This window comes from Streptomyces sp. NPDC048295, assembly GCF_040652135.1.
Classification (GTDB): domain Bacteria; phylum Actinomycetota; class Actinomycetes; order Streptomycetales; family Streptomycetaceae; genus Streptomyces.
In genome coordinates this window covers 207,202-232,208 of record NZ_JBEZLL010000012.1, presented here as the reverse complement: position 1 = coordinate 232,208, position 25,007 = coordinate 207,202, and the positions used below count along the sequence as shown (strand labels likewise).

Annotated in this window: 20 protein-coding genes; 16 read left to right on the top strand and 4 right to left on the bottom strand. The window is 71.2% G+C overall.

Annotation, left to right across the window (positions count from 1 at the left end; translation table 11 throughout):
- Positions 1 to 117: 117 nt before the first annotated feature.
- Positions 118 to 1,503 carry a polysialyltransferase family glycosyltransferase gene (locus tag AB0D53_RS20125; RefSeq protein ID WP_362448233.1) on the bottom strand — a complete coding sequence of 462 codons (1,386 nt, stop codon included), beginning with the start codon at positions 1,501 to 1,503 and terminating at the stop codon, positions 118 to 120.
- Positions 1,500 to 2,489, bottom strand: a complete 990-nt coding sequence (locus AB0D53_RS20120; protein ID WP_362448230.1) for a glycosyltransferase family 2 protein — start codon at positions 2,487 to 2,489, stop codon at positions 1,500 to 1,502. The genes AB0D53_RS20125 and AB0D53_RS20120 overlap by 4 nt, the downstream gene beginning before the upstream one ends.
- Positions 2,490 to 2,698: 209 nt before the next feature.
- On the opposite strand from AB0D53_RS20120, the gene AB0D53_RS20115 reads away from it, so the two are divergent.
- From AB0D53_RS20115 to AB0D53_RS20100, 4 genes are read left to right on the top strand one after another with little or no spacing between them, the layout of a single operon-like run.
- Entirely contained in the window at positions 2,699 to 4,048 is a 1,350-nt protein-coding gene (locus tag AB0D53_RS20115) for a DUF6716 putative glycosyltransferase (RefSeq protein ID WP_362448227.1), read from the top strand.
- 20 nt (positions 4,049 to 4,068) lie between these two features.
- Complete coding sequence (locus tag AB0D53_RS20110) at positions 4,069 to 5,304, top strand: acylneuraminate cytidylyltransferase (protein ID WP_362448224.1); 1,236 nt, start codon at positions 4,069 to 4,071, stop codon at positions 5,302 to 5,304.
- Between the two features lie 50 nt (positions 5,305 to 5,354).
- Positions 5,355 to 6,290, top strand: a complete 936-nt coding sequence (locus tag AB0D53_RS20105) for an N-acetylneuraminate synthase family protein (protein ID WP_329818784.1) — start codon at positions 5,355 to 5,357, stop codon at positions 6,288 to 6,290.
- Positions 6,291 to 6,301: 11 nt separating this feature from the next.
- Positions 6,302 to 7,357 carry a hypothetical protein gene (locus AB0D53_RS20100; RefSeq protein WP_362448220.1) on the top strand — a complete coding sequence of 352 codons (1,056 nt, stop codon included), beginning with the start codon at positions 6,302 to 6,304 and terminating at the stop codon, positions 7,355 to 7,357.
- A gap of 175 nt (positions 7,358 to 7,532) precedes the next feature.
- Here AB0D53_RS20100 and AB0D53_RS20095 read toward each other — a convergent pair whose 3' ends face one another.
- Entirely contained in the window at positions 7,533 to 7,847 is a 315-nt protein-coding gene (locus AB0D53_RS20095; RefSeq protein ID WP_362448217.1) for a type II toxin-antitoxin system VapC family toxin, read from the bottom strand.
- 86 nt (positions 7,848 to 7,933) lie between these two features.
- On the opposite strand from AB0D53_RS20095, the gene AB0D53_RS20090 reads away from it, so the two are divergent.
- The 11 genes from AB0D53_RS20090 (at position 7,934) to AB0D53_RS20040 (ending at position 20,612) form a co-directional block, all read left to right on the top strand.
- Positions 7,934 to 8,584, top strand: a complete 651-nt coding sequence (locus AB0D53_RS20090; RefSeq protein ID WP_362448214.1) for a hypothetical protein — start codon at positions 7,934 to 7,936, stop codon at positions 8,582 to 8,584.
- A gap of 454 nt (positions 8,585 to 9,038) precedes the next feature.
- Complete coding sequence (locus tag AB0D53_RS20085; protein ID WP_362448211.1) at positions 9,039 to 10,586, top strand: glycerophosphodiester phosphodiesterase family protein; 1,548 nt, start codon at positions 9,039 to 9,041, stop codon at positions 10,584 to 10,586.
- A gap of 140 nt (positions 10,587 to 10,726) precedes the next feature.
- Complete coding sequence (locus AB0D53_RS20080; protein ID WP_362448208.1) at positions 10,727 to 11,002, top strand: hypothetical protein; 276 nt, start codon at positions 10,727 to 10,729, stop codon at positions 11,000 to 11,002.
- A gap of 496 nt (positions 11,003 to 11,498) precedes the next feature.
- Complete coding sequence (locus AB0D53_RS20075; RefSeq protein ID WP_362448269.1) at positions 11,499 to 12,725, top strand: amidohydrolase; 1,227 nt, start codon at positions 11,499 to 11,501, stop codon at positions 12,723 to 12,725.
- Between the two features lie 138 nt (positions 12,726 to 12,863).
- Entirely contained in the window at positions 12,864 to 13,913 is a 1,050-nt protein-coding gene (locus AB0D53_RS20070; protein WP_362448205.1) for a BMP family ABC transporter substrate-binding protein, read from the top strand.
- Between the two features lie 237 nt (positions 13,914 to 14,150).
- The gene (locus tag AB0D53_RS20065; RefSeq protein WP_362448266.1) at positions 14,151 to 15,734 is read left to right on the top strand and encodes an ABC transporter ATP-binding protein; all 1,584 of its coding nucleotides are present in this window, start codon (positions 14,151 to 14,153) and stop codon (positions 15,732 to 15,734) included.
- On the top strand, positions 15,731 to 16,849 hold the full coding sequence (locus tag AB0D53_RS20060; protein ID WP_362448202.1) for an ABC transporter permease: 1,119 nt from the start codon (positions 15,731 to 15,733) through the stop codon (positions 16,847 to 16,849). Before AB0D53_RS20065 ends, AB0D53_RS20060 begins: the two co-directional genes overlap by 4 nt.
- Entirely contained in the window at positions 16,846 to 18,111 is a 1,266-nt protein-coding gene (locus AB0D53_RS20055) for an ABC transporter permease (protein WP_362448199.1), read from the top strand. The genes AB0D53_RS20060 and AB0D53_RS20055 overlap by 4 nt, the downstream gene beginning before the upstream one ends.
- Positions 18,108 to 18,506 carry a cytidine deaminase gene (locus AB0D53_RS20050; protein WP_362448196.1) on the top strand — a complete coding sequence of 133 codons (399 nt, stop codon included), beginning with the start codon at positions 18,108 to 18,110 and terminating at the stop codon, positions 18,504 to 18,506. The genes AB0D53_RS20055 and AB0D53_RS20050 overlap by 4 nt, the downstream gene beginning before the upstream one ends.
- Positions 18,507 to 18,639: 133 nt before the next feature.
- Entirely contained in the window at positions 18,640 to 19,917 is a 1,278-nt protein-coding gene (locus AB0D53_RS20045) for a thymidine phosphorylase (RefSeq protein WP_362448193.1), read from the top strand.
- A gap of 98 nt (positions 19,918 to 20,015) precedes the next feature.
- Entirely contained in the window at positions 20,016 to 20,612 is a 597-nt protein-coding gene (locus AB0D53_RS20040) for a Uma2 family endonuclease (protein WP_362448190.1), read from the top strand.
- A gap of 117 nt (positions 20,613 to 20,729) precedes the next feature.
- Here the strand turns inward: AB0D53_RS20040 and AB0D53_RS20035 are convergent, their stop codons facing one another.
- Positions 20,730 to 24,035, bottom strand: coding sequence for a S8 family serine peptidase (locus AB0D53_RS20035; protein WP_362448263.1), 3,306 nt, complete (start codon positions 24,033 to 24,035; stop codon positions 20,730 to 20,732).
- Between the two features lie 319 nt (positions 24,036 to 24,354).
- Between AB0D53_RS20035 and AB0D53_RS20030 the strand changes: the two genes are divergently transcribed.
- Positions 24,355 to 24,747 (top strand): STAS domain-containing protein, encoded by a 393-nt coding sequence (locus AB0D53_RS20030; protein ID WP_362448187.1) that lies wholly within the window; start codon positions 24,355 to 24,357, stop codon positions 24,745 to 24,747.
- Positions 24,748 to 25,007 lie beyond the last annotated feature (260 nt).

Here is a 25,007-nt window from a genome sequence, read left to right as displayed (position 1 = left end):
CCCACGGGGGGGCGGTGGGGGTCGGGGGGGGGGGGGGGCGCCGGCCGCGGGGGGGGGGGGGGGGGGGGGGGGGCCGCGGCCCCGCCCCCCCCCCCCGCCCCGTTCCGTGTCCGCCGCCTACTGCCGCACCACCCGGCGCCGCACCGACCGCGCCACCCGGCGCACCACCGCGTTGCGCGGCAGGAACGCGAGCTGCGCCGGCACCGCCCCCGGCAGTGCCAGCGAGGTCAGCCGCCTGCGCTTGAAGTAGCGCCGGGTGGCGGCGTCCAGGTGGGCGGCCAGATACCGCTCTGCGGCCGGGCGCAGCCCCGGGTAGATCTTCGGCTGCATCGCGAAGCCGACCGCGGTGACCAGCCCGGTCAGCTCCGCCGGAACCACCGGCTCGGCGCCCCGCGCCGTCCCCGCCCGCTCCACGGCCGCCCGGTCCGTCACCTCCGGCACCAGCGCGTCCACGAGCGTGACCGGGACGCGGTTGCTGTTCTCGTACGGGGCGAGCCGGTCCAGCAGCATCCCGGTGCCGACCCGGGCCACCGGCAGCCCGTAGAACGCGGAGGCGGTGAGCAGCGCCGTCGAGAAGCAGCCGACGACCAGCGCGGGCCGCATCCGCTGGTAGAGGACCTCGGCGAGGACCGGGGCGGTGAGCACCCCGTCGTCCAGCACCGTCAGTTCCGCGCCGAGCTTCCCGGCCTCCTCGCCCAGGGCCTTCGACCACTGTGCCGGGGCCGTGGGGTGGGGCTTGAAGACGATACGGGTGTGGCCGAGCGCGACCGCGCCGCGCATCATCCGCAGATGCAGCTCCTCCTCCTCGGCCGCGCTGATCAGCCCGAGCGCCGAGAGGTACTGGCCGAGCAGCAGCGCGGGCGCCTCCACGGACGGAACGCCGTCCAGGGCCCCGGGCGCGTCCGCCAGCTCACCGAGCACCTTGAGGAACACCTCGGTCGGCACGAGCTGCGGCGCCACCCCGAACTCCGTGAGCAGCAGCGGCTTCAGCCCGGGCACCAGGTCCAGGTGGAGCAGCCGGCGCACCCGCGTACCGACCAGCGGGTCGATCTTGTTGCGGGTGGGGCCGTAGCTCATCAGCCCGTCCGCGTACACATCGACCGGCGCGCCGGTGAAGATCTGTGCGACGGCCAGCGCGGGGTTGACCTGGATCGACTCGACCGCGAGCTCGATGTCGTCGTCGCCGAGCCCCCAGGCCAGGCGCAGATGCCGCTCCCACAGGGGTACGTCGTCGGGGCGCGGTGCCCAGCCGCCCGGGTGGAACGGGGCGATCGTCGTGTTCCACGACACCACGTCGTCGAACCGGCCGCTCAGCGCGTCGAACCCGGGCATCGTGTCGAGGGAGGCCGTGGTCTCCGGCACGGCCGCGTTGTTCGAGACGAGCAGGATGCGGCGGTCCGCGTCGGGGAAGCAGCCCGCGTCGAGCGCGGCGGCGAGCGTTGCGGTGCCGTAGAGCGTGGAGGCGAGGAAGATCTGCGTGGTGCGGGACCGGGAGGTGCTCACGCGGCCGTCACCTCCTTGGCGCCCGCGGCGGCCGGGCGGCGGCGCAGCCGGCGCAGCAGGGTGGCGCGCTGCACGTCCATCGAGTCCAGGGCGTCGTCGAGCACCCGCTGCGGCATTCGCCCGAGCGCGGCTCCGCTCATGGATCTCAGGGTGCGGGCCACGGCGGGTTCGAATCTTTCGATCGAGCTCATGTGGTGGAAAATGATCGCGCAATAGGTACGGACCGCTTTCGGCAGCAGTGCCTCCGCGTCACGGTCTTCCGCCGTTTCCCGAATGACCTGGTCGAACGAGCGAATGAAATCGAGCTGGCGTACGTCGCCGATCTGTGTGAGCGAAGAGGCGACACCGCGCCGGTAGAAAATTCCCAGAAGTCCCAGCACCGCGAAGGAATCGGCCTCGCGATGCAGCCGCCAGATCCACGGCCGGTCCTCGGCGGTACGCAGCCCGTCCGTGAAATGCAGCAGCCCGCGCTCCAGCAGCCGCCGGTGGTACAGCCCGGCCCAGGCGTACGGATAGTCGACCGAGGTGGACCGCTCGGCGGGCAGGATCGCGTCCCTCGGGTCCAGCACCTCGCCGCGCCTGCCGTGCGGCACCCGGTGCACCGTGCGGTTCCTGTGCTCGACCTGGACATGGTCGGTGCGGACGAAGTCGCAGCCCAACTCCTCTGTCCTGGCCAGGAGTTCGGCGTAGAAGCCGGGGGCGAGCCAGTCGTCCCCGTCGAGGAAGGCGAGGTACTCGCCGCGCGCGGCGTCCAGGCCGGTATTGCGGGCGGTGGCCAGTCCGCCGTTCTGCTTGTGTCGGCGCACGACCACCCCCGGAATCTCGTCCTCGGCGCGGCGCAGTATGTCCGCGGTCCCGTCGGTCGAACAGTCGTCGACGAGGATGAATTCGAAGTCCTCGCGGGCGTTGGCCCGCAGGCTTCTCAAGGTGTCGGGGGCGTATGTCTGCACGTTGTAGAACGGCACGATGACCGAGAGCTTAACCACCCGTCTCACGCTAGGCGCGAGCCCGTCATTTGCCTTGGCGCCGGGACGGACGGCGGGTGAACGGCGAATGTCGGAATGATGAACCGGGCTGAATCATGGGCGATTGCGTCCCCTTTGTGAAGGCGATTCGCCAAGCGTCGGCGGGCTGTTAACCAGCTGTTGCCGTCACGTTGGGCCGCGAATCGGAATGCCTTCCTAAGTTCTGGGACGTGCCCCCACGTACCGAAAAGACGACCGCCCTCCGGGTAGCCGTACTCGCCGACTCCGACACCCGGTGGAAATGGGGCGCGCTCACCGCGCGCCGCCTCACCGCCGGTGCCTCCGGGACATCGGCGCAGCGCGTCGAGATCAGCGGACTGCTGCTGCGCGGCCGGGCCACCCCGACCCCGCGCCAGCTCGCCGAGGTCGGCGACGTCGGGATCGAGGCCGGCCGGGTCCGCGAGGTGACGGCCGTCGAGTTCCTGCACGGCGTGCGGGACGAGGGGTACGACGTCGTCGTCCTCGCCCTCGTCGGCGGTGCCGTCCAGGCGATGCTGCACGGACTCGCCGCACTGCGGCTGCCCACCCGGCCCGTCGTCGTCACCGGCTACGTCGGCGTCGTCTACGAGAAGCTCGCCGACGGACTGCTGCTGCGGCACGGCGCGGACGTCGTCCTCGCCAACTCCCGCCACGACGCGGAGCGTTTCCGCGCGGTGTACGAGGGAGTGGGCGCCGACTCCTCGGCCGTCACCGAGGCCGCCCTGCCGTTCCTCGGCGGCGAGCCGCACCGCCCGCAGGAGGGCCGCGACACCGTCGTCTTCGCCGCCCAGCCCTCCGTACCGGCCTCCCGCGAGGACCGGACGTACCTGCTGCGCAGGCTCGTCGAGCACGCCAGGCTGCACCCGGAGCGCGAGGTGCTGCTGAAGCTGCGCTCCAAGCCCGGCGAGCACACCACGCACATCGAGGAACTCCCGTACCAGCGGCTCGCCGAGAAGCTGCCCGGCGGCCTGCCGCCCAACTTCCGCCTGGTGTACGGGCACATGGGCGAGGTCCTGGACCGCACCGACCTGCTGGTCACGGTCTCCTCGACCGCCGCGCTGGAGTCACTGCACCGGCGCGTCCCGACCGCGGTCCTCACCGACCTCGGCGTCCGCGAGGCACTGGGCAACCACCACTTCATCGGCTCCGGCCTGCTCACCTCCTGGGACCACCTGGACGGCGGCTTCCGCCCGGAACCCGACCCGCGATGGCTGGCCGGCCAGGGCGTCGCCGCCGACGGTACGTACGCCACCGCCTACGACCACGCCCGCGCCCGTGTCGACGCCCTGCTCGCCGCCGCCCGGCTGCCCGACCTCGCGCCCTACTACACGCCCGCCACCGCCCCCGGCTACCTCCCCGGCATCCTCGCCCGCCACCACCTCGCCCCCGACGGCCACCCGCTGCCGGGCGCCGAACGGCCCCGCGAGACCGGCGGGGTGCGCGGCGCGGTCCGCGAGGCGGTCCGGGAGGCTGCGCGCGGCGCGTACCGGCAGGGCGTCCAGCGGGTCGCCCCGGTGATCCGACGGATGGGCGAGCTGTGAACACCACTTCAGGAGCAGAGATGACCCCGACCCCCACCGTGCTCGCCGTGATCCCCGCCCGCGGCGGATCCAAGGGCGTACCGGCCAAGAACCTCGCCCAGGTCGGCGGCGTACCGCTGATCGCCCGCGCCGTACGCGCCTGCCTGGCTTCCCGCGAGGTCACCGACGTGGTCGTGACGACCGACGACGCGGCCATCGCGGACGCGGCCCGCGCCGCCGGCGACACGCTGGGCGCCGCCGAGCGGCTGCACATCGTCCAGCGCCCCTCGGCCATCGCCGGAGACAGGTCCAGCAGCGAGGACGCGGTGCTGCACGCCCTGGACGCCTACGAGGCGATGCGCGAGCGGACCGCCGACGTGGTGCTGCTGGTCCAGTGCACCAGCCCCTTCGTGCTGCGGGAGGACATCGACGGCGTCGCCGCCGCGGTCGCCCGCGACGGCGCCGACACGGCGGTCACCGTCGCACCCTTCCACGGCTTCCTCTGGCGCGACGGCAGCGCGATCGAGGAGGACAACTACGGTGTCAACCACGACAAGTCCGTACGGCAGATGCGCCAGGACCGCCCCGAGGACCTCCTCGAAACGGGCACCGCGTACGCCATGGACGCCGCCGGCTTCCGCACCCACCGCCACCGCTTCTTCGGCCACACCGCCCTGGTGCGCACGGACGCCGCACGGGTCCTGGAGATCGACGACCCGCACGACCTGGACCGCGCCCGCGCCCTCGCGCCGCTGCTCGACCCCGCGCCGCTGCCCACCCTCGACGACATCGACGCGGTCGTCCTCGACTTCGACGGCACGCAGACCGACGACCGGGTCCTCATCGACGCCGACGGCCGCGAGATCGTCGCCGTCCACCGCGGCGACGGACTGGGCATCGCCGCCCTGCGCAAGGCCGGACTGCCGCTGCTGATCCTCTCCAGCGAGCAGAACCCGGTCGTCGCCGCCCGCGCCCACAAGCTGCGCATCCCGGTCCTGCACGGCATCGACCGCAAGGACCGGGCGCTCAAGCAGTGGTGCGACGAACAGTCCATCGCTCCCGAACGTGTCCTCTACGTCGGCAACGACGTCAACGACCTGCCGTGCTTCGCACTCGCCGGCTGGCCCGTGGCGGTCGCGAGCGCCCACGACTCGGTACGGGCGGCCGCACGCGCCGTCACGACCACCCCCGGCGGCTTCGGCGCCATCCGCGAGATCGCGGCCTGGCTGCTCGGCCCCACCCTCACGACCACGAACCCCACCCAGTCCCCCAAGTGATCCGGGTCCCCCAAACCCGCCAAGTCATCCGAACTAAGGAAACACACCTCATGAGCACCTCCCGTCTGCGCACCCTCGGCACCCGCACCGCCGGCCCCGGTCAGCCCGTCTACGTCACCGGCGAGATCGGCATCAACCACAACGGCGACCTCGACAACGCCCTCGCCCTGATCGACGTCGCCGCCGAAGCCGGCTGCGACGCCGTCAAGTTCCAGAAGCGCACCCCGGAGATCTGCACCCCGCGCGACCAGTGGGACATCGAGCGCGACACCCCCTGGGGCCGGATGACGTACATCGACTACCGCCACCGCGTCGAGTTCGGCGAGGCCGAGTACCAGGCCATCTCCGAGCACTGCGCCAAGCGCGGCATCGACTGGTTCGCCTCCCCGTGGGACACCGAGGCCGTCGCCTTCCTGGAGAAGTTCGACGTCCCCGCCCACAAGGTCGCCTCCGCCTCCCTCACCGACGACGAGCTGCTGCGCTCCCTGCGCGCCACCGGCCGCACGGTCATCCTCTCCACCGGGATGTCCACCCCGAAGCAGATCCGCCACGCGGTCGAGGTCCTCGGCTCGGACAACATCCTTCTCTGCCACGCCACTTCGACGTACCCGGCCAAGGCCGAGGAGCTGAACCTCCGGGTCATCAACACCCTCCAGCAGGAGTACCCCAACGTCCCGATCGGCTACAGCGGCCACGAGACCGGCCTCCAGACGACCCTCGCCGCCGTCGCGCTCGGCGCCGCGTTCGTCGAGCGCCACATCACCCTCGACCGCGCCATGTGGGGCTCCGACCAGGCCGCCTCCGTCGAGCCGCAGGGCCTCACCCGCCTCGTCCGCGACATCCGCACCATCGAGGCCTCGCTCGGCGACGGCGTCAAGAAGGTGTACGAGTCCGAGCTCGGCCCGATGAAGAAGCTCCGCCGGGTCGCGGGCGTCGTCGCCGAGAGCACCGAGGCGGCCCCGGTCGCCGAGCCGGTCGCGGTCTGACGGGCCGACCGGTGAACCTCGCCTTCGTCGAGAGCCCGGTCCAGCTCCTGAACGTCCTGGAGTGGGCCTACACAGAGGGAGGCGGCGACCGGGTCCTCACGGACATCACGGTCGTCGTCCTCCCCCCGGTCGACCCGATGTCGCGCGGTCAGCTGCGCCGGATGGCGGAGCTGGCCCGCGACGAGGGCATCAACGTCCGTTGGCAGGAGGCGCGCGGCGGCGCGGGCGCGCCCCTGAAGAGTCTGCGCGACCTGTCCGGACTGGTCCGCAGGGCGCAGCACGTCGTCATCGGCGACCCGTTCTCCCGGTACGTACAGCTCCTGCTCACCATGGTCCGGGCCCGCCGCCTCACCGTGGTCGACGACGGCACGGCCACCATGGAGTTCGTCGCCCAACTGGCGCGCGGCGAACGCCTGGTGCGCTGGCACCGCAAGGGCAGCTCGGGCCCCCGCGAACTGGTCCTGGCCCCGGTCACGGCCCGCGCCCGCAGCCGCTTCACCCCGTCCGCCACCCGTACGGTCGAGGTCTTCACGGCCATGCCGGTCGAGGCTCCGCCCGGCGTGACCGTCACCCCCAACACCTTCGCCTGGACCCGCGCCCGCTTCGGCCCGCCGCTGCTCACCAAGGGCGCGGACCTGGTCGGCACCTCCCTGGTCGAGACGGGCGTGGTCGACCGGGACCAGTACCTGGAGGCCGTGGCGTCGCTGTCCCGCACCCACGGCGCGACCCGCTACTTCGCCCACCGCCGCGAGTCCACCGACAAGCTCCACGCCCTGGAGGCCGCCACCGGCCTGGAGATCGTCCGCCCCGACCTTCCCCTGGAACTCATCGCCCGCCGCGGCCCCATCGGCCGCACGGTCCTCAGCTTCCCCTCCACGGTCGTCCACACCCTGCCCCTGGCCCTGGCCGGCACCGAGGTGAAGGTCGCCGTCTGCGACATCGCCCCGGAATGGCTCCGCGAGACGGCGTCCCCGCGCGCCCAGGGCTTCCTGAGCGGCGTCACGGAGACCGCCCGCGGCGTACAGCGCCTGGCGCCCTGGCGGGCCACGGCGGTGACGGAGGCGTAGCCGGTACGTGCGGGGGCAGCCTCCGCATGGTGAGAAGTCGATCGGTAGCCGCACCTGAGGCGGAGGAGCGCGTGGGGAGCGGCTCCGTGGGCCCGAGGAGCCGCCACTGCCTGCCGGACGGTTCCGAGTTTCGCCCCGCCCCCGCCCTGACCGGCAGGCGACAGGCTCGGGGCCGTCAGACGTGCATGACCTGCACGTCGTAGGAGGGGATCCGCTTGTCGCGGGTCAGGATCGTCATTCCCTCGGTCTGGGCCCGCGCGATCAGTATCCGGTCGAACGGATCGCGGTGATGTGCGGGCAGTCTGTCCGCCCGCACGCCGTGTCCCGCGGTGATCGGAGTCGCAGGGACGGATCGGCGGGTGGACCAACCACTGGACCAAGTTTGCCGCGATCCGGACGCATGCGCCGGTGACGGCTCTTGCCTGCCGGGTCGGGGGCGGCGGTCGGTGCCGATGCCGCGCGCAGGCCCGAGCAGTCCGTGAGGGATCACCCTGACCCGTAAGCAGTAGGCGTCCAGGGTTCGTTGGGGGTGAGCCCTGATGGTGGGAAGGGGCCTCCGGGCGCGAGCATCGGCGCATGACGACGATGCGGACGGCGACGGAGCGACAGGGTGGAACGGCCGGTGGACCCGGCATGGCCGGTGTGCCCGGGGTGACGCTGGGAACGGCACTCCTCGCGGGGCCGGCCCTGATGGCGGGGTACGGGGTGGTGCGGCTGGTCGGGCGGGCCGTCGGCGACTACGGGCCCGGAGTGTGGTGGACGGCGGCGCATCTGCTGTTCCTGGCCGGGGTGCTCGCCTTCGTGCCGGTCTTCCTGGGGCTGCGGGGTCTCGCCGGGGAGCGCGGGGGCAGGCGGATCGCGGGCGAAGTGGCCGCCTGGACCGGGCTGCTCGGTGCGGCGACGGTGGTGGCGCAGGCGGTCATCGACCTGGGGGTCGCGTTCGTCTCGGCGGACAAGGAGGCCATGGGCGAGCTGTTCGACCGGGTGCAGGGCGTGCCCGGGGTGATGCCCCTGGTCTACACCGTGGTGCCGATGCTGTTCTGGCTCGGGCTGCTGGCCCTCGTCACCCTGCTGGCCCTGCTCCGCCGTGACCTGGTCCGGGCGTGGGCCCCGGTGCTGGTGCTGGCGGGGACGGTGGCGATGGCCGTGAGCCTGGACCTGCTGCCGGTCGGGGCCCTGTGCATCGGGGCTGCCCTGCTGCCGGTGCGCCGGGGGCTGTCCGGCTGAGGAGGAGGGCGGGGGAGGGGCGCCGGGCGGGTCCCGGAGTGGCGGAATCCGGACCGTGCCCACGCCGTCCGACGGTCATGGGGCAGCGGCTTCGTCCCGGGTGGGACGCCGCCCGTCCGGCGGGCTGCGCGATGCGGCAACGGGACAGGGGTCCTTCAGCCATGGCGACGGCACCCCGCAGCAGGGCCTGTTCCTCCGCCAGGAGGACGGGTCCCGCTTCTTCACCTGCTACGCGTATCCATCCAGCGGGTCCGAGACCCGGGCACGGGCGTACTACGACCGGTGCAACACGGCCGTGCCGGCCCAGGACACCGACTCCGGCACAGGCCTGGCCAGACACTGGCTCCCGCTGGCATCCCCGACCAGCAGCGATACGGCAGTCCGGTCAAGACCACAGCGGCCGGCTTCACGACGATCGCCACCGCGTACTGCGTGAAGTGGCAGCCGAAGCCGCGTGTTCGCCCGCACCGCCGTCGTCGGCACAGCGACCGGCGATGTCCGGTTCTCGATCAACGGGTCCGCCCGGGGAACCTCGGCCCCGGCCGGATCCGGGCTCGATGTCACCGACGTCATCGACGGCGTGGAGATCGGCGACCGGTTCACCCCCGACGTCCAGGCCCGGCGTCACAGGCACTGGCAGGATCGCCGCACAAGTCCGCATGATCTACGGAAGGCAGACGTGACCACCTTCAACGAGCTCCCCGCTGTCCTGTACTCCGCCCATCGCGGCGGCGCCGGCGAGGCTCCGGAGAACAGCCTGGAAGCGCTCCGCTCAGCGGTGTCGTGGGCCGATGTCCTCGACATCGACACGCAGGTGCTCGCCGACGGCACACCCGTGCTGATGCACGACGCGACCGTGGACCGCACCACGGCGCGGTCCGGACCGGTGGCCTCGTTCGGGCTCGCGCAGTGGCTCCAGCTCCGCGCCGACCCCGCCACCTGGTTCGCCGCTGCGTCTCCCGCCCTCACCGTGCCCACGGTCGCCCAGGTCCTCGACGACCTCGGCGGAGCGCGAGCAATGACCGTGGAAGCGAAGGACCCGGCAGGGGTGCAGGCGCTGGCCCGTCTGGTTCTGGACCGGGGACTGCAGGAATCCGTGCTCATCAACACGAACGATCCGGCGGTGGTACCGCTCATCCGGGCGGCCGGGTGCCGAGCGCATCTGTGGCGGTCCGCCGCACAGATGGCCGGCGACGACTTCGGCGCGTTCGTCGCCGCGGGGGCCGATGTCCTCGACATCGACATCGCCGCGTCCGACGCGCTGATAGCCGCCGCAGTGGCCGCGGCCCCGCCGCTCGGCGTGTGGGCGCACACCCTGACCCGCCGCGTGCAGCGCGACCGCGCGCTCGCCCTCGGCTGCCGCGGCATCGTCACCGACTATCCGGGGTACGTGTCCGGGCGGGCGCCGCGCCGCACGGCCACGTCGACGAGCACTGGGTTCTGGGGGCTCGGCTGGGTGCCCTCCGGCAAGGCCCGCCCCGTGCTCGACTCCAGTGGCCGAATCCCTCTCCCCGCACCCACCTCCTCGACCGACACCCAGGTGCTCCTCGCCGGCGAGGTGAGCGCCGCCCCGGCGAACGGGACCTTCGAGGTCCGGTTCAGCGTGCCGACGGCCGGAGCTTCCGGCTGGTCGCTGTTGTCCCTGCACCTCGGCCGGGACGACGCGCCCACCAAGATGTCCTCGGCCGAGATCCTGCACGACGGGTACACCGTCCAGGTCAGCAACAACAGCAGCCTGCGGGTCTACCGCGACGACGCCGCGGCCGGCACCAGCACCCAGCTCGCGAACACTGCATCAGGCGCCACATTGGCCGCGGAGACCGTCTACACCCTGCGCTGCGCCATCACCGCCACCCAGCTCACGGTCTCCGTGCCCGAGGCAGGCGTTTCCACCACGGTGACGGACAAGACGCACAGGGCCCCCTGGTCCGTGTTCGTCGGCCGGAACCACAACGCCTCGGCCACCGGCCTGATCCGCATCATCGGCGTCACCACCAGCTGACCGAAGCACCCCTGGGACTGGGCCGGCGGATCGACCAGGGCTGCTTCTCCGCCCCCACGCAGGTTTCGCTCAACGTCATCTCGCTTAGGCTCACTTGGCATCGCGGCCTCATTCGAGCTTCCTTCGACAGGAGATCAGATATGTCCGTTCCAGAAGGTGCCTACGCAGTTCAGTTCGTGATCACGGCCTACGCCGAAGGCGTCGAGATCGGCACGAACTTCGAGATCCCGTTCAGCACGTCCCTGTCCCAGCTGCCGCACGAGGACGCTGCGGCACAAGCCGCCGCCGAGGCCTACATGGCCAGCATTGCCGCCGCCTACTCGTCGGCAAGGGTCTACGCGAACCGCGTCTACCTCTGCCGGCAACCCGGCGACCCCATGCCGACATCCGCGGACGAGGCCATAGCCCCCGCCTGACCACACCCACAGCGACGCCCCCGTGCACCGGCACGGGGGCGTCCTCAGGTCTGGAGGCATCATGGCCGTACCTTTGTCCGCCGCCGCCGCCGTCCTCGCCGTCCTCCGTGCCGAGGGCGTGCACGTAGTCGGAGTCGGCAACTGGCGCACCCGCAACCGCGCGGGCCGCGGTGCGTGGAATCGGTGGTTTCCCGTCGATCTCACCGGTGGTGTTCCGGCCGGTGTGCCGTCCGGGTGTCCGGCCGATGCCGGGATCCCGCCACCGGGTGTCCGGCCGGCACCGGGTTCCCGTCGCGGCCGCGGGGCCCGGCGGACGCGGCGCCGCAGCGGCTCGGCGCCGTGGGTGGCCGCCCCCGGCGGCGGCGGAGTTTACCCATCCCCCTTCCGCGTCACTCGCCTTCACACCATCTTTTATTCGTCTATGTGGCTGAACTTTTCTTGTTTCATGGTCAGTTGAAGGGGGAAGGGCCTTACCCTTCACCAGGTGAGCCAGTTGATGTCCCGCGATTCCGATGCCCAGCCGCCCGGCGACGAGGCGCTGCCCGGCACCCTGCCCGAGGGTCTGCGTGCCGAGCTGATCGCCTTCCGGCGCGACCTGCACATGCACCCCGAGCTGGGCAACCAGGAGTTCCGTACCACCGCGGCCATCAAGGCCCGGCTGGAGAAGGCGGGACTGGAACCCCGGGTGCTCGACACGGGGACGGGGCTCATCTGCGACGTGGGCACGCGGGACGAGTCCACCGCGCCGATGCTCGCCCTGCGCGCGGACATCGACGCACTGCCCATCCCGGACACCAAGACCGGCGTCCCCTACCGCTCCACCGTCCCCGACCGGGCGCACGCGTGCGGACACGACATCCACACCACCTCGGTCCTCGGCGCCGGCCTCGTGCTCGCCGGGCTGGACCGGCGGGGGCTGCTCCCGAACCCCGTGCGGCTGATCTTCCAGCCGGCCGAGGAGGTGCTGCCCGGCGGTGCGCCCGACACGATCCTGTCCGGGGCGCTGGAGGGCGTCGGGCGGATCATCGGAGTGCACTGCGACCCGAGGGTGGACGTGGGGCGGATCGGGCTGCGGGTCGGGGCGATCACCTCGGCCTGCGACCGGCTGGAGGTCAGTCTCGACGGCCCCGGCGGACACACCGCCCGCCCGCACCTGACCACCGACCTGGTCACCGCCGCCGCCAAGGTCGCCACCGAGGTGCCCGCGCTGCTGGCCCGCCGGGTCGACGCGCGCGCCGGGCTCGCCGTCACCTGGGGGCGGCTGGAGTCCGGTCACGCCTGCAACGTGATCCCGCAGCACGCCGAACTGTCGGGGACCGTCCGCTGCCTGGAGCTGGCCGCCTGGCGGGAGGCCCCCGACCTGGTGCACGCCGCGATCGACGAGGTGGCCGGAATGTACGGCGCCAAGACGGTGATCGACTACGTCCAGGGCGTCCCGCCGGTCGTCAACGACGCCGCGGTCATCGATCTGCTCGCCGGGGCGATGACCGCGCGCCGCGGATCGCGGGCGATCGAGGACACCGAGCAGAGCCTGGGCGGCGAGGACTTCTCCTGGTACCTGGAACACGTGCCCGGCGCCATGGCCCGGCTCGGCGTCCGCACCCCCGGCGACAGCGCCCGTCTCGACCTGCATCGCGGCGATTTCGACGCCGACGAGGAGGCGATCACGGTGGCCGTGGAGCTGTTCACTGCCTCCGCGTTGCTCGACGGCAACCATCCGTAACCGGACTCGTCACCGCTGGTTCGCGACGATCCGATAACGGCTTCCGTACAGGGCTTTATCTGACATCTACGCGCGTTACGATCGCCGCGAAACCAGCGCCGGAAGAGGCGCTTCGGTCAGGTTTGAAGGAGCCTTCCCTTGCGCCGGATCACCCGGATCACCACCGTGGGCCTCGCGTCCGCGGCGCTCGCGCTCAGTGCCACGGCCTGCGGCGGCAAGACGTCGTCGGACGCTGGTTCCGACTCCAAGGGGGCCAAGACGGCCCTCGCGTACGACATCGGTGGCCGCGGCGACCAGTCGTTCAACGACGCCGCCTTCGCGGGCCTGGAGAAGGCCCAGAAGGAGCTCGGATTCAAGGGCACCGAGGCCGAGCCGTCGGACGGCGAGTCGGACGCCGACAAGGTGCAGCGTCTCACCACGCTGGCCCGCGCCGGCAACAACCCGGTGGTCGGCGTCGGCTTCGCGTACGCGCCCGCCATCAAGAAGGTCGCGCCGAAGTTCCCGAAGATCACCTTCGGCATCATCGACGACGCCTCGGTGACCGGCAAGAACATCGCCAACCTGGTCTTCAACGAGGAGCAGGGCTCGTACCTCGCCGGTGTCGCGGCGGCCAAGGTGAGCAAGTCCAAGACGGTCGGCTTCATCGGCGGTGTCGAGACCCCGCTGATCAAGAAGTTCCAGGCGGGCTTCGAGCAGGGCGTGAAGGACACCGACCCGTCGGTGAAGGTCCTCTCGCAGTACCTGACCCAGCCGCCGAACTTCGACGGCTTCTCCAAGCCCGACCTCGGCAAGGCCGCCGCCCAGGGCCAGCTCGACAAGAAGGCCGACGTCATCTACGCGGCGGCCGGTCTGGCCGGCTCCGGGTCCATCGAGGCCACCGCGAAGGCGGGCAAGTGGGCCATCGGCGTGGACTCCGACCAGTACAGCCAGAAGGGGCTGGCGGCGTACAAGGACCAGATCCTGACCTCGGTCACCAAGGACGTCGCGGACTCCGTCTACAACCTGATCCAGTCGGTCAAGGACGGCAAGCCGCAGTCCGGTGAGATCCGTTACGGCCTGGACAAGGACGGCGTCGGCCTGGCCGACTCCAACCCGGCCTTCACCAAGATGACCGACGTCATCGCCGCTGTCGACAAGGCGAAGAAGGCCATCATCGACGGCAAGGTCACCGTCAAGACCACCCCGTAACGGCAACTGCCGTACGGCTGGTTTCCCCGGGCCCGGAGCGTGCATCGCCGCTGCTCCGGGCCTCACGGGGTGTTCGTCCGAGAAGTTCCGCCCGTCACAGCGTCGCTCCACCACGGGGCCGACCCCCGGTCTCCCTCCGTACCGTGCACAACTGCCTTACGATTCGGCAGCACTACGCGTGTAGACAGCCCTCCGGCGCGATAACTTCACCCCGCCCCTGCCCCTCCGCCCCCGCTCCTGTCCGGCCAAGGAGAGTGCGTCATCAACGCGTCCAGCCCCCCCGCCGTAGAACTGCGCGGCATCACCAAGCGTTTCCCCGGTGTCGTCGCCAACCGGGACATCGACATCACCATCCGCAAGGGCACGGTCCACGCCCTCGTCGGTGAGAACGGTGCCGGCAAGTCCACACTGATGAAGATCCTCTACGGCATGCAGAAGCCGGACGAGGGCACCATCACGATCAACGGGACCGAGGTGGCGTTCGGCAGCCCGGCCGATGCCATCGAATGCGGCATCGGCATGGTGCACCAGCACTTCATGCTCGCCGACAACTTCACCGTCCTGGAGAACGTGGTTCTCGGCGGCGAGAAGCTGCACGGCATCGGCTCCGCCGCACGCAAGAAGATCATGGAGATCTCGGACGCCTACGGTCTGGGGGTCCGGCCCGACGCCCTCGTCGAGGACCTCGGCGTCGCCGACCGTCAGCGCGTGGAGATCCTCAAGGTCCTCTACCGGGGCGCGCGCATCCTGATCCTGGACGAACCGACCGCCGTGCTCGTGCCGCAGGAGGTCGACGCGCTCTTCGACAACCTGCGCGAGCTCAAGGCGGAGGGCCTGACCGTCATCTTCATCTCGCACAAGCTGGGCGAGGTGCTGTCGGTCGCCGACGACATCACGGTGATCCGCCGCGGCACGACGGTCGGCACCGCGGACCCGGCCGACACCACCACCAAGCAGCTCGCCGAGCTGATGGTCGGCAGCGAACTGCCCTCTCCCGAGACCCGTGAGTCCACGGTGACGGACATCCCGATGCTGCGCATCGAGAACCTCGCGCTCACCGTGACCGATCCGGACGGCGCGGTGCGCGATGTGCTGGCCGGGATCGACCTCACCATCCACAAGGGCGAGGTGCTCGGCATCGCCGGCGTGGAGGGCAACGGCCAGACCGAGCTGATCGAGGCCCTGATCGGCATGCGGAACCCCGACGGCGGTGTGATCACCCTCGACGGCGACGACATCTCCCACGCCCCCACGCGCAAGCGGCGCGAGAGCGGCATCGGTTACATCCCCGAGGACCGTCACCGGCACGGTGTGCTGCTGGAGGCGTCCCTCTGGGAGAACCGTATCCTCGGCCACGTCACGGAGCGGCCCAACAGCCGCGGCGGGCTCCTGGACATCAAGGCGGCCCGCGCCGACACCGAGCGGATCGTGCGCGAGTACGACGTCCGCACCCCGGGCATCGAGGTCACCGCGGCCTCCCTCTCCGGCGGCAACCAGCAGAAGCTGATCGTCGGCCGCGAGATGAGCCACGACCCGAAGCTCCTGATCGCCGCGCACCCCACCCGCGGCGTGGACGTCGGAGCGCAGGCGCAGATCTGGGACCAGATCCGCGAGGCGCGCCGCGAGGGCCTCGCCGTCCTGCTCATCTCGGCGGACCTGGACGAGCTGATCGGGCTCTCCGACACTCTGCGCGTCATGTACCGCGGTCGGCTGGTCGCCGACGCCGACCCCGGCACCATCACCCCGGAGGAACTGGGCTCGGCCATGACCGGCGCCGCCACCGGTCATCTCGAGGCAGCACCGGAGGACGAGGACCGATGAAGAAATTCGACAAGGACCGGCTGATCCTGGGCTTCGCCGGCCCCGTTCTCGCCCTGGTCGTCGCCTTCGTGCTCACCACCGTGGTGCTGCTCGCCTCGGGCAAGAACCCGTTCGAGCCGTACCGGCTGATGTTCGACTCGGCGACCTACGTCGACGTGCAGGTGCTGATCATCAACCAGGCGGGTACGTACTACCTCGCCGCCCTCGCGGTCGCCGTCGGCTTCCGGATGAACCTCTTCAACATCGGCGTCGACGGCCAGTACCGGCTCGCCGCGATGGTTGCCGCGCTGGTCGGTGCGAGCGTCGATCTTCCGGGAGCGCTGCAGATCGCGCTGATCGTGATCGTCGCGATGCTGGTCGGCGCCTTCTGGGCGGGCATCGCCGGCTTCCTGAAGACCACGCGGGGGGTGAGCGAGGTCGTCTCGACGATCATGCTCAACTCCATCGCGACCGCGCTGATCGCCTGGCTGATCCTGCCGAAGAACTTCGGTGTGCAGCCCGCCGGGTCCAACAACCTGACCACCGGCGACATCCCGGAGTCCGCCTGGTTCCCCGGCCTGTCCATGGGAGCGGAGGCGGGGGAGATCTACGGATTCACCTTCGTCGCGGCCGCCTGCGGTGTCATCTACTGGTTCGTCCTGAACCGCACCCGCTTCGGCTTCGACCTGCGGGCCACGGGCGAGAGCGAGAGCGCCGCCCAGGCCTCCGGTGTGGACGCCAAGAAGATGGTCCTCACCTCGATGCTGATCTCCGGAGCCGTCGCCGGTCTCGCCGGCATGCCGACGCTCCTCGGTGACACCCACACCTACAGCCTCGACTTCCCGACCGGGATCGGCTTCACCGGCATCACCATCGCCCTGCTGGGCCGGAACAACCCGATCGGCATCGCCTTCAGCGCCCTGCTGATCGCCTTCCTGGACAAGACATCCGCCTCGCTCGACCAGTTCGGGTACGAGAAGGAGATCGCCACGATCATGCAGGGCCTGATCGTGATCTCGGTCGTCGTCAGCTACGAACTCGTGCGCCGTTACGGAACCCGCCGCCAGCAGCAGAAGGTCGGCGAGGAACTCGCCGCCGGCCATGCCCTCAAGACCGAGAAGGAGGCCGCACTGTGAGCGCAACCCAGGTTTCCGCCGCGAGCGTCGCCCCCAAGAAGGGCGGCGGCCGCCGCAAGCTCACCCTGCCCGTCATCCTGCTGATCATCGCGGGCGGGCTCGCGCTGGTCTCGCTCGTCCGCCTGATCAGCGGTGCCAACGACGTGACCTCCGTCGGTCAGGTCGCGGGCGCCCTCGAACTGGCGGTCCCGATCGGCCTCGCCGGACTCGGCGGCCTGTGGGCCGAGCGCGCGGGTGTCGTCAACATCGGTCTCGAAGGCATGATGATCCTGGGCACCTGGTTCGGTGCCTGGGCCGGGTTCCAGTGGGGCCCGTGGGTGGGTGTCCTGTTCGGCATCATCGGCGGCGCGCTCGGCGGCCTGCTGCACGCGGTCATCACCGTCACCTTCGGGGTGAACCACATCGTCTCCGGTGTGGCCATCAACATCCTCGCGGTGGGACTGACCCGCTACCTCTCCAACTTCGCCTTCGACGGCGTGGAGGGCGGCTCGTCCAAGCAGTCCCCGCGGATCGAGGCGATCGACCGGATCACCATTCCAGGCCTGTCGGACTGGCTTCTCGATCTGCAGGAGAAACACTGGTTCTTCGTCTCCGACGTCGCCGGGGTCGTCGGTGGCCTGATCACCAACCTGTCCTGGCTGACCGTCGTCGCGCTGCTGCTGATCCCCGGCACCTGGTGGGTGCTGTGGCGCACCTCCTTCGGCCTGCGGCTGCGTTCCTGCGGCGAGAGCCCGGTCGCCGCGGAGTCGCTCGGCGTCAACGTCTACAAGTACAAGTACATCGCCGTCGTCGTCTCCGGTGGTCTGGCCGGACTCGCCGGTGCCTTCCTGGCGATCGTCTCCACCGGCATCTACCAGGAGAGCCAGACCGGTGGCCGCGGCTACATCGGTCTCGCGGCGATGATCTTCGGCAACTGGATGCCCGGCGGGATGGCGCTCGGTGCGGGCCTGTTCGGCTTCACCGACAGCCTCAAGCTGCGCGGCGGTGCCGAGAACGTGCACGCGATGCTGCTGCTGCTCGCGATCCTGCTGGTGGTCGTACTGTTCTGGCAGCTGTACCGGAAGAAGTACGTGGCCGCGGTGGCCTCGGCGGCGGTCTCCGCGCTGCTCTTCACCTGGTACGCGCTGACGGACCAGGTGCCGAGCCAGTTCGTCGACGCCGCTCCGTACGTCACGACCCTGCTGGTCCTCTCGCTCTCGGCGCAACGCCTGCGCATGCCGAAGGCGGACGGTCTCGTCTACCGCAAGGGCCAGGGCAAGTGACGGCCGCCGCGGAGGTCGACTGGGCGGCGCTGCGGAGCGCCGCACAGTCCGTGATGACCCGCGCGTACGTCCCGTACTCGCACTACCCGGTCGGCGCCGCGGCGCTCGTCGACGACGGCCGTACGGTCTCCGGCTGCAACGTCGAGAACGCCTCGTACGGCATCGGGCTGTGCGCCGAGTGCGGCCTGGTCTCCCAGCTGCACGCCACCGGGGGCGGCCGGCTCACCCACTTCACCTGCGTGGACGGGGCCGGCGAGATCCTGGTGCCGTGCGGCCGGTGCCGGCAGCTGCTGTACGAGTTCGGCGGCCCCGAGCTGGTCCTGGAGACGCCCGACGGACTGCGCACGCTCGACGAGATGCTGCCGCAGGCGTTCGGCCCGGGCCATCTGAAGTAGCGGGCGCCCGCGGCGCGTCCACCGTGGCCCTCCCGCCCGCCGGGAGGGCCACCCCCATCTCCACCCTCTATGCGCGTAGAGTCATTCGGGACTCTTGCGTACCGTACGTACCGGCCGGAAGGACTCCCAGGACATGGACGCCATCTCCGTCATCCGCACCAAGCGGGACCGAGGCGAGCTGACCCCCGAGCAGATCGACTGGGTCATCGACGCGTACACCCGCGGTGAGGTCGCCGACGAGCAGATGTCCGCGCTGGCCATGGCGATCCTGCTGAACGGCATGAACCGCACCGAGATCGCCCGCTGGACCGCCGCGATGATCGCCTCCGGCGAGCGGATGGACTTCGCGTCGCTCTCCCGGCCCACCACCGACAAGCACTCCACCGGTGGTGTCGGCGACAAGATCACCCTGCCGCTCGCCCCGCTGGTCGCCGCCTGCGGCGCCGCCGTGCCGCAGCTCAGCGGCCGGGGCCTCGGCCACACCGGCGGCACCCTCGACAAGCTGGAGTCCATCTCCGGCTGGCGCGCCCACCTCTCCAACGAGGAGATGCTGAACGTCCTGGACACCACCGGCGCGGTGATCTGCGCCGCCGGTGACGGGCTCGCCCCCGCCGACAAGAAGCTCTACGCGCTCCGCGACGTCACCGGCACCGTCGAGGCCATCCCGCTCATCGCCAGCTCCATCATGTCCAAGAAGATCGCCGAGGGCACCGGCGCGCTCGTCCTGGACGTCAAGGTCGGCTCCGGCGCCTTCATGAAGACCATCGAGGACGCCCGCGAACTGGCCTCCACCATGGTCGCGCTGGGCACCGACAGCGGAGTGCGCACCGTCGCCCTGCTCACCGACATGGCCACCCCGCTCGGCCTGACCGCGGGCAACGCCCTGGAGGTGCGCGAGTCGGTCGAGGTACTGGCCGGCGGCGGCCCCAAGGACGTCGTCGACCTCACCCTCGCCCTGGCCCGCGAAATGCTCGACGCGGCCGGGCTCAAGGACGCCGACCCCGAGAAGGCACTCGCCGACGGCTCGGCGATGGACGTCTGGCGCCGCATGATCTCCGCCCAGGGCGGCGACGTGGACGCCCCGCTCCCGGTCGCCCGCGAGCAGCACGTGGTCACGGTCCCGTCCACCGGCGTACTGACCCGCCTGGACGCCTACGACATCGGCGTCGCCGCCTGGCGCCTCGGCGCGGGCCGCGCCCGCAAGGAGGACCCTGTCCAGGCCGGAGCAGGCGTCGAACTGCACGCCAAGCCGGGCGACACGGTGACGGCCGGCCAGCCGCTGCTGACGCTGCACACCGACACCCCCGAGAAGTTCGACTACGCGTTGAAGGCCCTGCCCGACGCGTACGACATCGCCCCGGCCGGCACGGCGTTCACCGCCACCCCGGTGGTGCGGGAACGTATCGCCTGACCTGCTGCTTTCCCATTCGGGTGAACGGGACCGGCGGACCGCCGCCGGTCCCGTTCGGCATGCTGGACTCGGTGGCACACCGACAGGAGGAGACCGCCATGAGCGCACTCACCGTCGACCCCGCCCCCGGCCACGGCCGGGAGTGGGACGACCTCGTCCGGATCTGGGAGGAGACGGACGCGCCCGAGGGCTGCAAGGTGGAGATCATCCAGGGGATCATCACCGTGTCGCCACCGCCGTCCAAGGACCACAACACCACTGCGGAACTGCTCCAGCGCAGGCTCTACGGCGTCATCCCCGAGGACTGGGGGATCTACCAGACGCTCGGCGTCTCGGTACCGGGGCGGGCCGGGCTCTACATTCCTGATCTCGTCGTCGTACCGCGCGCCGTGGCGACCGGACCGGGCAACCGCGTCCCGGCAGAGGAGGCCCGGCTCGTCGTCGAGATCACCTCGCAGGCCAACGCCAACGCCAACCACGACCGCATCGGCAAGGTGCACGGCTGCGCGGAAGCCGGTGTCGAGCTGTTCCTGCTGCTCGACCCGTGGCACTCGGGCCGCCCCACCGCCACGCTCCACGGGGAGCCCGACGGCGGCACCTACCGGGTGCTGGACACCGTCGAGTACGGGGAGAAACTGACACTGCCCGAGCCGTTCGGGCTGGACCTGGACACGGGGATCTTCCCGGTGGGCTGAGCCGAGCGATGTCGCGGCGCCGGTCCTCCCGGTGCGGTCCGGAGACGCGAGCGGCCCGCCGGGACGGATTCCTCCGTCCCGGCAGGCCGCTTTCATGCGGTCGGTGCGGCTATGCGCTCACTTGCCGAAGTACGCGTTGTAGATCGACACCGACGACTTGTTGCCCTTCTTGTCCGTGACGTTCGCCCGGTAGGAGATGGACTTCCCCTTGGCCGGGTTCTTCACGGAGATCTTGCCCGCCTTGACCGTGGACTTCTTCCAGGTCTTGCCGGCGTCGTAACTGACGTACACGGTCAGCGACTTGAGGTTCTTTCCGGCGGCCGCACCCTGCACCGTCACGGGCACGGAAGCGGTCCGGCCGGCCGTGACCCTGCTGTCCGCGGTGACGTTGGGCGTGAACCGCACCGTGGAGACCGGCAGCATGGCCGGGCCCGAGGTCCGCTTGGAGCGGAAGGTCCAGCTCGCGTCGATCCGGGTGGAGACCGGGGAGAGAGCGGTGCTGCGCCGCATCGAGGTCGTCAGCCGGTAGTCGGCGGCGGCGGACGGCACGGCGATGGGGGCCAGGCCCGTCAGCGGGTCCTCGTTCTGGGCGAACTTCTTGCCGTTGCGGTACAGGACCGTCTTGGCCGAACTGTAGGCGGAATCACCGAGGTTGCCATGTCCGTCGGTCACCATCGGCAGCATGCCGACGATGTCGTTGCCGTCGCGGAGGACGCCGTACTCGGCGTTGACCGCCGGGCCGAACACCGCGGTGTTGACCTTCTTCGTGTAGGACTTGCCCGCCTTGAAGCTCTGCGGGGCGCCGAGGGAGTACGACGCCTCGGTCACCGGGTAGCCGTCCTCGTCGACTCCGCCGTCCTGGGCGAAGTCGAAGCTCCATGTCGCCTTGTCGGAGGTGGAGACGTAGGAGGTGACGCTGCCGGGGATCTTGTGGAGGGACAGGGCCGCCCAGCCGCCGTCCCAGCCGGGCAGCGAGCCCGAGGCGGCTACTTCACCGGTCTTGCCCTTGGCGGGCGAGCCGAGGGAGAGACCGACCTTGGCCAGCTGGCCGGCGGTGTACTTCCGCTCGTAACCGGTGGCCGCCCGGGTCACCGGGCCGCCGGTCACGATGTCGTACCGGGTCGAGGTCCCCTTGGACCAGCTGCCGATCCAGTGCTGGGAGAGCGAACCGTCGGTCACGTCCGGACCGAAGTGCGCGGTGCGGAAGTTCTTGTACGTGTCGAGGATCCAGCCGTAGGTGTAGCCGGTGTCCTCGGTCGTGAACTGGAGGTCGGGCGAGGCCAGCAGGGACTTCGTCCCGGTGGCGGGCACGGTGATGTTCACCGGCTTCGCCTTGCGCGCGTCGAGCGTCACGGTGAGGTTCTTGGTGACGTCCAGCTTCGGCTGCGTCAGCCAGTCGGTGCCCTTGGAGTAGTCCTCCGGGTCGACGGTGACAGCCCCGTTCAGCGTGTAACCGCCCCGGGGAAGGCGGACCTTGGCCGTGCCGTCGGTGTTCGTCGGGGAGAGCCACTGGCCGAGCGCCGTTCCCGAGAGGCCGAAGAGGTCGGTCTCGGCGGTCTCGGAGGGCTTGCCGTCGCGCCCGATCGTCCTGATCGTGACGTCGTACGACTCGATCTCGCGCTCGACCGCGGCCGCGGTGCGGACGCTCTGGCCGCCGCCGGTCCCGACGACGTACGCGGAGTAGGTGCCGTCGGCCGTGCCACCGAGCTTGGTGTTCACGGTCAGCGGCACGTCTGCGGTGCCGCCCGCGGGGACGGTCACCTTGTCCGCGCCGAGGCCGAAGAATCCGGCCGGGGCGGGCTTGCCCCCGGGGCCGGTGGCCGTGACCGCGAGGTCGAGGGTGACATCGGTCGTGCCGAGGTTGCGGTACGTCACGTTCTTGGTGACCGGGGTGTCGTCGGTGTGCGGCCACTGCTGCACCCCGAAGCTCACCGACACCGGGTCGGCGACGACGGTCTGGGCGATCGCCCGGTCGACCGCGATCCGGCCCGTGCCCTGCTCGAACGGCGTGTACGCGCCCGGCTTGGCCGAGGCCGTCAGCGCGCCCTTGAGCTCGGCGTACTTCCACTCCGGGTGCTGCTGCTTGAGGAGCGCCGCGGCGCCCGCGACATGCGGGGTCGCCATCGACGTACCGGAGATCGTCAGATAGCCGGGCGGGTTCTGCCCGACCTCCTGGTCGATGGCGGAGCCGGGGGCGGCCGCCGCCGTGATGTCCACGCCGGGGGCGGTGACATCGGGCTTGATCGCTCCGTCGCCGACGCGCGGGCCACGGCTGGAGAAGTCGGCCAGCTGGTCCTTGTCGTCGACCGCGCCGACGGTCAGCGCGGCGTCCGCGCTGCCCGGGGAGCCGACCGTACCGGCCCCGTCGCCCTCGTTGCCCGCCGCGATGGCGAACAGGACACCCTTGTCGGCCGACAGCTTGTTGACCGCCGCTTCCAGCGGGTCCACCTCGGGGGTGTCGCTGCCGCCGAGGCTCAGGTTGATGACGTCGGCGCCCTGTGCGACCGCCCACTCCATGCCGGCCAGGATGCCGGAGTCGTCGCCGAAGCCGTCGTCGTCGAGCACCTTGCCTTCCAGCAACTGGGCGTCCGGGGCGACGCCCTTGAACTTGCCGCCCGACTTGGCGCCCGAACCGGCCGCGATCGAGGAGACATGGGTGCCGTGGCCGACCCGGTCCTTGGTGTCGGGCGAGGCGGTGAAGTTCTTCGTGTCGAGGATCCGGCCCTGGAGATCGGGGTGGGTGGCGTCCACACCGGTGTCCAGTACGGCGATCTTGACGCCCTTTCCGGTGTAACCGGCCTTCCAGGCGGCAGGGGTACCGATCTGCGGCACGCTCTTGTCGAGGCTCGCCCGGCGCACCCCGTCGAGCCAGACCCGGTCGATCCCGGCGGCCGTGGTGCGCTGCGCACCGTGCGCCGACTTGTCGGTGAGCGCCTGCCAGATGTCCTGGGCGTCACGCTGCGGCGTGGTCACCGACTGGGCGTTCAGCGAGTTCAGGGTCCGGCCGACCCGGGTGGAACCCGCGTCCCGGACCTCGGCCTTCGCGGCCGCCGCCCGGGCGCCCCGGTAGGAGACGATCAGCTTCAGGCCCGCCTTCTGGGCCCTGCGGTTCTCCACCCGGTTCAGCTCGGTGATGTCGAACAGCCGTTGGTCCAGCTTGCCGGAGCTGATCAGCCGGTGGGCGTCGGCCGGGACGAGCAGGGTGTGCCCGTCGCGTATCTGCCGCTGCACGGGTATGTGCTCGCGGCCCTTGGCGGCCCGGAAGGACACGAGCTTGCCCTTGGCGTCCACGGTGACGCGGTCACCGGTGACGAGCGTCAGCTCGTGCCGGTCGGCGGACCGGGCGCCGCCGGAGCGGGTGGTGTCGGGCTGGGCCACGGCCGGGCTGGTCATCCCGGCCGCGAGCACCACGGCGGCGGCCATGGCGACGGTCGAAACACACGCGTTTCTCACGTGTCTGCGCAACTCTCCCCCTGGAGAATCAGGCGGCCCCGAGGGGCCACTGGTCAGTCGGCACCGCTGGGACGCCGGTGCCGGCCGGTTCACGTACCTAGAGGGGGAATCGACGGGAGAGGTTCACAGAAGGCGCACAGGTAACCGGAGTTGACGGAAGTTCACCGGTCGGGTGCGTGCGGATGCGGGGAGGCGGAGGAGGGTGCGGGCGACGCGAGGGCGGCTGCCGGGCGGGTACGTGGCGTTCGCCCGGCCCGGGGGACCCGGAAGGCAGCAGGCCCGGGCAACGATGAGTTTCGGCCGCCGGACCGGTCTGTCTGGTGTGGAACCCATGACCCCGAAGCTTCTCGTCGTCACCGGCCGCGTCACCAGGGCCGCGGTGCCGGGACTCTGCGCCGAGCTGGAGACGCTGCTGTACGACCCCGACGGCTCCGTCCGCGACCCGGACACGGGGGTGGACTGCGACGTGGGCGGGGTGGTGCATGTGGATCTGGCCCTGGTCGAGGCGATAGCGCGGCTGGGGCTCGTCGCACGACGGGCGGGCGGCAGGAGGCTGCGGCTGCGCAATGTGCCGCCCGAACTGCAGAGCCTGCTGGACCTGGTCGGGCTGGCCGACGTGGTGGACGTGGGGTGCGGAACGGGAACGGGGGTGGAGGCCGGGGCGGGGGAGGACGGGGGCTGAACGTCCGGGCCGCCCCGGGCCCCGCCCCGCTCGGTCCGCGCGCCCGGCCACCCCGGCCCGTACGCAGATCACCGGCGTGAGCCGGGCCGTCCCGCCGTCGACCGGTGCCGCCGATGCCGGCAGACGCGGGGCCGGGGCGGCTGCGGGGCGCCGGGCCGAGTGGCCGACGGCGTCGTCGCAGGCCGCCTCGGGCTGCGACCCCGGCTCACCGCCCCGCCCGGAGGACCGGGCCGAACCGGGCTCGGGGCCGCCGGTGGCGG

Coding starts and splice junctions, on each gene's coding strand:
- AB0D53_RS20030 (WP_362448187.1), top strand. CDS start 24,355: ATGAGTTTCGGCCGCCGGACCGGTCTGTCTGGTGTGGAACCCATGACC.
- AB0D53_RS20105 (WP_329818784.1), top strand. CDS start 5,355: ATGAGCACCTCCCGTCTGCGCACCCTCGGCACCCGCACCGCCGGCCCC.
- AB0D53_RS20040 (WP_362448190.1), top strand. CDS start 20,016: ATGAGCGCACTCACCGTCGACCCCGCCCCCGGCCACGGCCGGGAGTGG.
- AB0D53_RS20060 (WP_362448202.1), top strand. CDS start 15,731: ATGAAGAAATTCGACAAGGACCGGCTGATCCTGGGCTTCGCCGGCCCC.
- AB0D53_RS20035 (WP_362448263.1), bottom strand. CDS start 24,035: ATGGCCGCCGCCGTGGTGCTCGCGGCCGGGATGACCAGCCCGGCCGTG.
- AB0D53_RS20075 (WP_362448269.1), top strand. CDS start 11,499: ATGTCCCGCGATTCCGATGCCCAGCCGCCCGGCGACGAGGCGCTGCCC.
- AB0D53_RS20045 (WP_362448193.1), top strand. CDS start 18,640: ATGGACGCCATCTCCGTCATCCGCACCAAGCGGGACCGAGGCGAGCTG.
- AB0D53_RS20080 (WP_362448208.1), top strand. CDS start 10,727: ATGTCCGTTCCAGAAGGTGCCTACGCAGTTCAGTTCGTGATCACGGCC.
- AB0D53_RS20110 (WP_362448224.1), top strand. CDS start 4,069: ATGACCCCGACCCCCACCGTGCTCGCCGTGATCCCCGCCCGCGGCGGA.
- AB0D53_RS20090 (WP_362448214.1), top strand. CDS start 7,934: ATGACGACGATGCGGACGGCGACGGAGCGACAGGGTGGAACGGCCGGT.